Source organism: Mycobacterium sp. 852002-30065_SCH5024008 (genome assembly GCF_001665645.1).
GTDB classification, from domain to species: Bacteria; Actinomycetota; Actinomycetes; order Mycobacteriales; family Mycobacteriaceae; genus Mycobacterium; species Mycobacterium paraffinicum.
Genome location: NZ_LZSZ01000080.1, coordinates 39,006 through 47,922, shown reverse-complemented (window position 1 = coordinate 47,922; position 8,917 = coordinate 39,006). Strand labels below are relative to the sequence as shown.

The following is an 8,917-nucleotide window of genomic DNA, read 5'->3' as shown; positions in this document are numbered from 1 at the left end:
AGATGTGTATAAGAGACAGCCAGCGAGCGGTGCTCGACCACCTCGCCGAGCAGGGCATCGACACCAAGCCGTACACCGATCGGCTCGGGAGGCTGTTGTCGATGACGCTGGGCGACTCGCCCAAGTGGTTTCCGCCGGCCATGAAGCGGTGGTGGCTGTATCGGCGGCTGGCCGATGTGGCCGCGCTGGAACATTACACCGCGATGTTGGGCCAGTGGGTGCTGACGAATCGAGGTCTGGACTACGCGAAGGCCGACCCCATGATGCTTGACCTGCTGCGTTGGCATGGCGCCGAGGAGGTCGAGCACCGCTCGCTGGTGTACGACGTCTACCAGCACGTCTCCGGTAATTACTTGATCAGGGCGTTCTCGATGTTGTTCGTCTCGCCGCTGTTCATCGGTTGGTGGGTCGCGGGGGCTCGCTACCTGATGGCCCAAGACCCAACCAACGACCGCAAGTGGCGCTGGCGGGACTGGCTGTGGGCCGCCCGCGAGTACCGGTTGCCGGGCCCATGGAAGCTGATGGTGACGACACCCGTCCGGTACATGAGGCCCAGCCATCATCCCAACGACGAGGCGGACACCCAGATGGCGATCGACTACCTGGCGTATTCGCCGGTGGCGAAGGCCGCCCAGGAGCGGGCGCGATCCAAAGGGAAGTCACCGGATCAAGCTCAAGGGATCGAGACTTCCGGCAACGGGGCACGAAAGGCGAAGGTGCGATGAAGGTTTCGGTAGATCTAGACACCTGCGATGGCAACGGCGTGTGCATGAGCATCTGCCACGACGTGTTCGACGTGCGCGAGGACGGTCTCCACGTGCTGCAGGAGGAGGCGCCGGAGGAGCTGCGCCAGCAGTTGATCGGCGCCGAGGTGTCTTGTCCCACACAGGCAATCACGGTGAAGGACTGAGCGATGCCGGAGAACGTCGTGGTTGTCGGTGCCGGCGTGGCGGGCACGCGAGCGGCGGAGACGTTGCGTCAGGAGGGCTATGACGGCGCCCTGACCATCGTGGGCGCCGAGCGGCAGGCCCCTTACCATCGGCCGCCACTGTCGAAGAAGTTCCTCACCGGCAAGGTCCACCGGGCCGGTGTCGACCTCGCACCGCAATCCGAGATGGATGCGCGTGTGTTGCGGGGCGCGTCTGCCGTCAGGTTGGACATGTCCTCGCGCACCGTCCACGTGCGTGACGACGGGCAGGACCTTTCGCTGCCGTTCGACGGACTGGTGGTCGCCAGCGGGGCGGTGCCCCGGGAATGGCCGGGCGGCCCGGTTTCCGAAGGGGTGCTGATGCTGCGCACGGTCGACGACTGCCTGGCCATCCGGGACCGGCTCGGTTCGCGCCCGCGGGTCGTGGTCGTCGGCGGCGGGTTCATCGGCGCCGAGGTCGCTGCGAGCTGCCGGTCGATAGGCCTGGACGTGGTGCTGATCGAAAAGGCCAGCGGCCCGCTGCTGTCCGCGCTGGGAAAGGAGCTGGCACCGCGCTGGGCTGAGCTGCATCGTCAACACGGAGTGGAGCTGCGGGTCGGAGTCGGTGTCGAAGAATTCGAGGGTGACGGCCGGGTTCGGGGTGTTCGGCTCACCGATGGCTCGCGAATTCCGGCCGATCTCGTCGTCGTCGGCCTCGGGGTGACTCCCGCCACCGACTGGCTGGACGGCTCCGGATTGCGCGTCGACGACGGCGTGATCTGCGACGCCACGGGTGCGGCCGAGGGCGGGGACGCCGTTGTTGCCGCCGGCGATGTCGCGCGGTGGTGGCACCCGCTGTACGAACGGCACCTGCGGACCGAGCACTGGGACGACGCGGGCCGTCAAGGTGCGGCTGCGGCCCGGACTCTGCTGGCGGGGCCGGCGGGCGCGGAGACCTATGACGAGGTGCCATACTTCTGGTCCGATCAGTACGACGTCAAGCTGCAAATGCTGGGTGTGCCAACCGATTACGACGCTATCGAGATCGTCGAAGGCGATCCGGACGGCTGGGAGTTCGTTGCCGCGTACGGCCGGGGCGGTCGTACCATCGCGGTGCTGGGGACGATCCCGGGCCGGATGTATGCCTACCGCGAGGCCATCGAGAAGCGAGCCGAATTTCCACCCAGCCGACCGGATTAGGGAATGGCGCTACTGCCTAAGCTGCCCCGCCGGCGGGTGCCGACGGGACAGCTCGTGTCGCGTATCCGGTTGTGGCCGAGCGTTACTCGCCCGCAGGAATCAGAATGGTCTTTCCCGGCAGGCGATTGGCGTCGGAGTCATCGTGCACGGCGGCGACTTCGGTCAGCGGACGGCGGTCGGCGACGTCGATCACCAAATGCCCGGCGTCCACCCGGCTGACGAGTTCGGCCAGCTGCGCGGCGTCGCTGCGGACGAAAACGCGCTGCGCCCGCACCCGCCGTGCCGGGTCCTCCTCTCCCGACGTCATGGTGCCGAGATAAAACCCACCATCGGCGACCAGACCGACCAGAGCCGCGGTCTGCTCCGGTGAGGTACTGACCAGATTGAGCACCACGTCGAAGGGCGCCCCGGCGACGTCGAGCGGGGCGGCCGTGTACTCGATGTACTCGATGATCCGGTCGGCCCCGTGGCGCCGCAGGCGGTTCTCGCTGCGGGCCGAGGCGGTCGCGGTGACGACGGCTCCCGCCTGCTTGGCCAGTTGAACCGCGTAGCCGCCGACCGCTCCACCCGCCCCGTTGATCAGAAGGGACTGACCCGCCCTCAACTCGGCGACCTCGAGCAGCACCTGCCAAGCCGTCAAACCGACGGTCGGCAACGCCGAGGCATCGGCCAGCGGCACCGTCGTCGGAGCGGCGGTCAGCACCTCGGCCGGTGCGAGCGCGTACTCGGCGGCGGCACCGGGGGCATCCAGCGGAAGCATCCCGACGACGGCGTCGCCAACCTTCCGACCGGTCACCCCCTCGCCGATTCCGGCGACGGTTCCCGCAATGTCGACGCCGGGGGTGTGGGGAAGGGAGATGGCATATACCTCGGACAGGTAGCCGCCGCGGATGCCTGCATCAACCGGGTTGAACGAGGTGGCGGCCACCTTCACCAGGACCTGGCCCCGGCCGGGCACCGGCCGCTGAACCTCCTCGTACTGCAGAACGTCGCTGCCGCCGTAACGGTGATACTGCACAGCCTTCATGATCTCCTCCGTTTCCCTAGGTGCTTCGACTTCGAAGCAGTTACACCGTGCATAACTTGCTTCGAAGTCGAAGTGATTTCGGCATCCCGGGTGACGATCGCCACATTGCTTCAAGTTCGAAGCATTATGATCGCGGCATGACGGAGTCGCTCAAGCCTCAGCAGATGCGCGCGTACTTCGCGCTAATGGAGGCCGTCAGCCTGCTGCAGTACGCCGTGCAACGACAGCTACGGGCCGAGGGCGATCTCAGCTATGTGCAGTTCGAGATCTTGGCGAAACTCGCCGATGCCAAGCGTCGGTTGACCATGACCGAGCTGGCCGACGGCGTGGTCTACAGCCGCAGCGGTCTGACTCATCAGGCGGGCCTGCTGGAGAAGGCGGGCCTCATCGGACGCGAAGCCAGCGACGCTGACCAGCGCGCCACGGTCGTCCGCATCACGGAGGCCGGCCACGCGCGGCTCGCCAAAGTCCTGCCGGGCCACATCGACGTCGTTCGCGACCTGCTATTCGATGCGCTTTCCGGCGAGGACGTGCGCGCGCTCGGCGACATCATGGGTCGCGCCCGGGATCACATGCGTGCCCGACCCGCGCGTTCGGCCGCCTCGCGTAAACGCCAGCGCTGATCTCATCCGACCTTCGTCCACGGTGTGCAGCCGTGGGTAATGAACTTCGCCACCGAGGGCGCCGAGAGATTCGCTGTGACCGGGGTAGTTTGAATCCCGCTGTCGGAGTTGATAAGTCTTCCATCGCTGGTCCATGTGGTGAAGACACAGGCCGCTCGGTAGTCGCCGGGTACGGCGTGGGCGACGTAGGTGCCATAGGGGAGTTGGCCGGGCACCGTGTAGGAGCCGGGCCCATAGCCGCCATCCGCGTGCGCCGACGGGGCGGCAAGACTGCCGATGATGAACGCGGACACGACACTCGCCGCGAGTTCAGGCGCCTGGACCAGCCGCATGAACACAAACATTAAGTCCCGGCGACGACTTGGTGGAGAGTGCGCATCAGGTGCGTGCCAGTCTGACTGGCCGATTAGGTTTTCGTCTGAATGCGCATTACTCTTGCCCGCGGTTCTGATTGCGACTCTCCGAAAGCAGCCATGCCCATTCAGCCCACCCTGCTGCGCCGACAATCACTGCGCAGCGCCCGTGCACATCGGGCCGTTCCCCGTGTGAAGTGCCCCATGGTCGGCCAGTGCTTCGATATCGAAATCACCCGTGACGCTGACGGGTGGATGATCCGGATTCCCGAGATCAGCAGGATCACGCGGACCAGCCGCCGGGGTGCGGTGGAACTGGCGGCGCGCGAATGCATTGCGACCTGGACCGGCATCCCCATCGGCTATGTCGCCGTTTATGTCATCAGCGAGACCGATTAGCGGCGGACCCGTCCCTGGGTCAGTTTTTTTGGCCAAGGTGTATCCCGCGCGTGATCGCGCCGCGACGGTGACGCACAACGCTCATCATCATGACGGTGCTCGCGGCAGTCGCCGCGTTGACGATGGCAATGTGTGTCGGCTATTACTTCGGCCGACGCGCGGGGGCGAGACCGCCAAGCTGGAGAAGGCGAACGAGCCGGGTGGCCCTGGGGCGGCTCGCGCTCAGTCTGCTCGTGTTGTTAACCGCACGCCGTGCGATGACCTTGTGGGGGCCAAGATTCGTTGCTCCCCTCGCGCTGCTGCGGGGTGGCGTTGGGCGGATGCGGTATTGAGCGACACAGACTGATATGTCAACGCTAGAGGGCAAGGTCGCCCTGGTGACCGGAGCGTCGTCGGGCCTCGGCGCCGAGACGGCTCGGCTGTTCTCCCGCGAGGGCGCAACGGTTTTCGGCATCGGCCGGGATACCGCACGCTTGGCCGAGGTATTCGCCGACGTCCAACATGGTTCCTACGCATCGGTCGACGTTTCCTCTGCGCAGGCCTGCCGCGACGCGGTCGAGCAGTGCGTGCGCGAGCTGGGCGGACTCGACGTCCTGGTCAACGTCGCCGGCCACCACCAGATGCGTCGGACGGAGTCGATGACCGATGAGGACTGGGCGCGCGACCTTGCGGTGAATCTGAACGGGCCGTTCTACCTGTGCCGGGCCGCGTTGCCGCACCTGCTGGAGCGGGGCGGGAACATCGTCAACGTCGGCTCCATCGCCGGTGTCGAGGGCCAGGCGTACTCGGCAGGCTACTGCGCCGCCAAGCACGGCCTGATCGGACTTACCCGCGCTCTGGCGGTGGAATACACCGCGGATCGCTTGCGCGTCAACGCAATATGCCCGGGTGGGATGCTCACGCCGCAGATCGAACATTTCAGTGCACCGGACAACCCCAACTACGAGCTGATCATGCGCACCGCCTCGCCACGCGGCATGATGCAGCCCCTCGATGTAGCGAACGTGATCGCCTTCCTGGCCAGCGATGCCGCCACCGCCGTGCACGGCGCCGTCTATCGCGTCGACAACGGCAAGGGCGCCGGCTAGCGCGCGACCGCCGGACGGCTGCGGACCAGGGTCGGCCACCAGAACCACGGCCCAAGGATTCGCAGGATGCACGGCACGACGAACGAACGCACAATCAGCGTGTCGAGCAGCAGGCCGATGCACACGGTCGAACCCACCTGGCCGATCGTCCGGAGATCGCTGGTGAGCATCGCCAGCATGGTGAAGGCGAAGACCAGGCCCGCGGATGTCACCACCCCGCCCGTGCTGCCGAGCGCGCGGATCAGACCGGTGTGGATTCCGCCGTGCAGCTCCTCTTTGACCCTGTTGATCAGCAGCAGGTTGTAGTCCGACCCGACCGCCACCAGGATGATGAACGTCAGCGGTAGGACGAGCCAGTGCAGGTGCAGGCCGATCAGGTGCTGCCAGACAAGTATGGACAGGCCGAACGCGCCGGCGTAGGAGAAGGCCACCGTGCCGGGAATCACCAAGGCCGCCACCAGACTTCGCGTGATGAACATCATGATCAAGAAGATCAGCACGAAGGCGGCGATGGCCGCGATCATGAGATCGGACATCGCGTATTCCTTGATGTCCTTGTCGTTGGACCCCGAACCGCCGATGTAAATCCGTGCGCCGGCCAACGAGGTCTCTTTCAGGATCGTCTTTATCGCGTCGGGGAACTGTTCGACGTGTTCCACGCCTTCGGGGCCCATCGCGTCGCCCTCGTGGGTGACGATGAACCGGGCCGCCTTGCCGTCCGGCGACATCATCAACTTCATCCCCGTCTTGACGTCGTCGTTGTCGAAGCCCTCGTGCGGGATGTAGAAGAAGTCGTCGCTGCGGGACTTGTCGAAGTCGTTCCCGACGTTGATCAGATCATCGAAAGTCTGCTCCGTTTGGACGGTTTGCAGATCGGCGGATCCGTAACTGTTGACCAACTTCGACTGCAGTGCCTCGGTGTCGTCGGCGGTGGCTTTCAGTTGGGCGATGATCTGCGGGAAGGCCTTGTCCACCTCCTCGAGGGACACCCTCGCGTCCGCGATGTCGTCGGCCAGCTTGTCGATTTGATCGATCGTCTCGAACAGCGAACGAAACGTCCAGCAGATGGGGATGTCGAAACAGTGCCTCTCCCAATAGAAGTAGCTCTTGATCGGACGGAAGAAATCGTCGACGTTCGAGACCTCGTCCCTGATGTCGTCGCTGACCCTCTGCAGGTCTGTCACAGTGAGAACCGTCTGGTGCAGTTCGTCGGACACCTTCTGGAAAAAGCCGATCTCTTTGCGCAACACCGCGACCGAGTGCGACTGGATATCGGCCTGCGCGTCGGTGTTGGCGTTCTGCTCCCGGTTGAACGGGAGTTGTTGGCCGTTGCCGCTGCCTTGCGTGGTGAACAGGTACGGAATGCTGGCGTGCTCGAGCGCCCGGCCCAAGGGCCGCGTCATGCCTTGCACCATCGCCACACCGTGCAGGCGAATCAGCGCCCGCGCGACGCGGTCCAGCGAGATGAAGTCGGCCGAGTTGCGCATGTCGTGATCGGTTTCCACCATCAGCATCTCGGAGAACAGCTTGCTCTTGGGGAAGTGCCGATCCGCCGCTTGGAAGCCAAGATTGGCGGGCGCACTGGCCGGCTGGTATTGCCGATCGTCGTAGTTCTGCCGGTACGTCGGCACGAAGATCGCCCCGAGCATGACGACGGCAGAACTGGCCGCCAGAACCGGCACCGGCCAGCGCACCACGCTCGCTCCGATGCGCCGATAGAGACGCCCTTGGGCGTTGGTCCTCGGGTCGAACATCCCGAACAGGCTGCCGACGGTCAGCGCCGCCGGGCCGAGCGTCATCGCCGCCGCGATGGTGAACAGCATGGTGATCGCGACGGCCGGCCCCATGGTGTGGAAGTAGTTAAGGCGCGCGAACGTCAAGCAATAACATGCGCCGGCGATCGTCAGGCCGGAGCCGATGATGATGGGCGCGACACCCTTGTACGCGATGTAGAAACTGTCCTCCCGGGTTTCGCCCGCCTGTCGCGCCTCGTGATACCGGCCCATCAAGAAGATGCCGTAATCGGTTCCCGCTCCCAGTGTTAGCGCGATGACGATGTTCACCGCGAACGACGAGAGTTCGATGTACCCGAGGTGGCCGAGCGTGGACACGATGCCCTTAGCGACGAGCATTTCGATGAGCACGCCGAGCAAAGGCACCAACAAGGTTGAAGGCGCGCGATACACCAGCAGCAACATCACCACGATGAGGCAGATGGTGACGATCGTGACGTTGTTGAGGCTGGCATTGGCGATGGCCAGCGTGTCCGAGGCCAGGGGAGCCGCGCCGCTGACGTAGACTTTGAGGCCGGGCGGCGGCGGGTCCTTCTTGATGATGTCGCGGACGGCGTCCACGGATTGGTTGGCTTGAATCTGGCCGATATCGCCGGCGAGACGCAACAGCACGTAAGTGCACTTGCCGTCCACGCTCTGTGCCCCCGCCGCGGTGAACGGCTTGCCCCACAGGTCCATCACGTATTGCACGTGCCGGGTGTCGTGCTGGAGGCGGCGCATCAGATCGTCGTAGTACCGGTGATCCTGGTCTCCCAGCGGTCGGTTCGCCTCGAACACCACCATGGTCAAGTTGGTCGAGTTGGATTCGTGGAACTTTTCGCCGATGTGCAGCAGCGCCCGTTGTGAGGGCGCGTAGTGCGGGACCATCGGTCCGGCGAGTTCCTCAGCGACCCGTTCCACTTGGGGCATAAAGGTGTTCGTACTGACCGCGAGCAGGCCCCAAAACAAGATGATCGGTATCGCGAAAGCCCGGACCATCCTGGGGATGAACGGGCGCTTGACCCGGGGCTCGTCGAAACGGTGCTCGCTCATGCCGACTTGACCCTGCACTCAACGTCGGCGTCCTGATGGTCGTCCGACTGTTCGTCACGGACCACGCCGTCCACGAGCATTCGGCAACCCACCTGACCGCCGTGGACATGCACCGAGATGCTGCCGGACGCTACCGAGAGCGTGGTCGTCTCCGTGTGGGACCACGGCAGAGTTGTGATTTCGACCTGATGCGGATGGCCGTCGATGTCGATGTAGACGAGTTTCCCGCCCTGCGCGGCGGAGCCGAACACCTCATAGGTGATCCGTTTGAGGTTGAACTGCTCGGGAGCCTGCGGGCCATTGACGGTGATGACCGGCTCGGGTTCCGAGAACTGGTGCACCTTGTACATGCAGAGCAGACCGACACCGACCGCGACCACGGTGACCAACGGCATCCAGGCTCGCTCCAAGACAGTCCTGCTGACTGAACGAGGACTCACTCGTTCATCTCCCCGAACCCCTCCTGACCTTGTGTTTGTTCCATCCCCGACCGCC

Annotated in this window: 10 protein-coding genes; 6 read left to right on the top strand and 4 right to left on the bottom strand. The window is 64.9% G+C overall.

The annotated features are described in order from the left end of the window. From A5781_RS10455 to A5781_RS10445, 3 genes are all read left to right on the top strand, one after another. The coding region (locus A5781_RS10455) for a metal-dependent hydrolase (RefSeq protein ID WP_067204619.1) at positions 1-725 on the top strand (725 nt) is incomplete at its 5' end. Continuing rightward, complete coding sequence (locus tag A5781_RS10450; RefSeq protein ID WP_067204616.1) at positions 722-910, top strand: ferredoxin; 189 nt, start codon at positions 722-724, stop codon at positions 908-910. The genes A5781_RS10455 and A5781_RS10450, both read left to right, overlap by 4 nt. Positions 911-913: 3 nt before the next feature. Then, positions 914-2,107, top strand: a complete 1,194-nt coding sequence (locus A5781_RS10445) for an NAD(P)/FAD-dependent oxidoreductase (RefSeq protein ID WP_067204612.1) — start codon at positions 914-916, stop codon at positions 2,105-2,107. Between the two features lie 82 nt (positions 2,108-2,189). Here A5781_RS10445 and A5781_RS10440 read toward each other — a convergent pair whose 3' ends face one another. Beyond that, positions 2,190-3,134, bottom strand: coding sequence for an NADP-dependent oxidoreductase (locus tag A5781_RS10440; protein WP_067204609.1), 945 nt, complete (start codon positions 3,132-3,134; stop codon positions 2,190-2,192). 137 nt (positions 3,135-3,271) lie between these two features. Here A5781_RS10440 and A5781_RS10435 point away from each other — a divergent pair, with 137 nt between their 5' ends. Continuing rightward, positions 3,272-3,757: a MarR family winged helix-turn-helix transcriptional regulator gene (locus A5781_RS10435; protein WP_067204606.1), complete on the top strand. Its 486-nt coding sequence runs from the start codon at positions 3,272-3,274 to the stop codon at positions 3,755-3,757. A 2-nt stretch (positions 3,758-3,759) separates the two neighbouring features. On the opposite strand, the gene A5781_RS10430 is transcribed toward A5781_RS10435, so the two are convergent. Further along, a complete protein-coding gene (locus tag A5781_RS10430) occupies positions 3,760-4,089 on the bottom strand; it encodes a hypothetical protein (RefSeq protein ID WP_156624536.1) in 330 nt (109 codons plus the stop codon). A 225-nt stretch (positions 4,090-4,314) separates the two neighbouring features. Between A5781_RS10430 and A5781_RS10425 the strand changes: the two genes are divergently transcribed. Both A5781_RS10425 and A5781_RS10420 read left to right on the top strand, forming a co-directional pair. Then, positions 4,315-4,509 (top strand): long chain fatty acid-CoA synthetase Faa4p, encoded by a 195-nt coding sequence (locus tag A5781_RS10425; RefSeq protein WP_067204599.1) that lies wholly within the window; start codon positions 4,315-4,317, stop codon positions 4,507-4,509. Between the two features lie 347 nt (positions 4,510-4,856). Beyond that, positions 4,857-5,597, top strand: coding sequence for an SDR family NAD(P)-dependent oxidoreductase (locus A5781_RS10420; protein WP_067204596.1), 741 nt, complete (start codon positions 4,857-4,859; stop codon positions 5,595-5,597). Here A5781_RS10420 and A5781_RS10415 read toward each other — a convergent pair. Beyond that, entirely contained in the window at positions 5,594-8,422 is a 2,829-nt protein-coding gene (locus A5781_RS10415; protein ID WP_067204593.1) for an RND family transporter, read from the bottom strand. The two genes, A5781_RS10420 and A5781_RS10415, sit on opposite strands and share 4 nt — an antisense overlap. Next, positions 8,419-8,817: an MmpS family transport accessory protein gene (locus A5781_RS10410; protein ID WP_067204589.1), complete on the bottom strand. Its 399-nt coding sequence runs from the start codon at positions 8,815-8,817 to the stop codon at positions 8,419-8,421. The genes A5781_RS10415 and A5781_RS10410 overlap by 4 nt, the downstream gene beginning before the upstream one ends. Positions 8,818-8,917 lie beyond the last annotated feature (100 nt).